This window comes from Oscillibacter sp. CU971, from assembly GCF_905219725.1.
Classification (GTDB): Bacteria; Bacillota; Clostridia; order Oscillospirales; family Oscillospiraceae; genus Oscillibacter.
The window spans coordinates 1-1,133 of the sequence record NZ_CAJMXG010000513.1; the positions used below are offsets into that span (position 1 = coordinate 1).

1 protein-coding gene and 1 pseudogene are annotated in these 1,133 nt (G+C 51.3%); both read right to left on the reverse strand.

What is annotated here, in order from left to right:
* Nucleotides 1-194: 194 nt before the first annotated feature.
* Nucleotides 195-827: pseudogene (locus JX325_RS18365) on the reverse strand (IS256 family transposase).
* A partial coding sequence (locus tag JX325_RS18525) for a transposase (protein WP_204792203.1) occupies nt 742-1,133 on the reverse strand: 392 nt, incomplete at its 5' end. The gene JX325_RS18525 and the pseudogene JX325_RS18365, both read right to left, overlap by 86 nt.

Sequence of the window (1,133 nt, forward strand, 5' to 3'; positions counted from 1 at the left end):
GGCCCTGTAGAAAATTTTGTGTAAAAGGAGACAAGCTGTAGTCAAGGGAATGGGAGCAAATCAGAAGATTTCCCAGGCTGGACACAAGCTGGCTTAACTCGGCTTACCCACCTGTATTCCAGGCAGGGAGACGGTATGCGCGCACAGCGTGAATGCCGCCTCCCTGCCTGGAAGCACTTAAGGGGAAGTCGGGTTCAGGCGGACTGGCGGTCCTGGAACATGAGCTGGAGCTGGGGTAAAACCATGTCCCAATTTCGACATCTGGCAGTCCGGTGCTCGACAATTTTCCTGCTGGCCAGGTAGAGCATCTTACGCAGGGAATTGTCGTTGGTGAAGCTGGGCTTGTTTTTTGTGATCTGGCGAAACGGACGGTTCAGGCTCTCAATAATATTCGTCGTGTATATGATTTTCCGAATCTCGGTGGGATATGCGAAAAAGATACTCAGAATATTCCAGTTTTCCTTCCAGCTTTTGACGCAGGAGGGGTACTGCTTCCCCCGCTTTTCTTTGAATGCCATGGGATTTTCCAGAGCCTCATTCTCGGTGACAGCGGTGTAAACCTTCTTCAGATCCGCCATCAGTGGCTTGATGTCCTTATAACTGACAAAGCGGGTGAAGGAGCGGATCTGATGGACGATGCACCGCTGCACCTAGCTGTGGGGATAAGCAGCCCCAATGGCTTCCACGAAGCCTCTTAGACCGTCCACACAGAACAGATGAACATTCAAAACTCCTCTGCTTTTAAGGTCGTTCAACACATTCAGCCAGAATTTGCTGCTCTCGTGATCTCCGATCCAGACGCCCGGGATGTCCTTTGTGCCGTCCATGATGATGCCCAAAACCACATACGCCACCTTGGTTTGGTATGGCATCCAGAAATACGAACGGATACACCGGCTCCAGCGGCCGGTTCTGCCACGCCGTGACCTCTGGCATGATCTTCTCGCTGCTCTTACTCACCAGCTCCGGCGAGATGTCTACATCGTACAAACTCTTAATCTGCTCCGAGATGTCCTGCTGGCTCATTCCGCAGGCGTACAGCCCCAGAATTTTATCTTCCATCCCGATGGATGTCTTTTCTTCTCTTTTACACAAATTTTTCGGGACTCTCTCCAGATGTCTGGTTTTCCCAT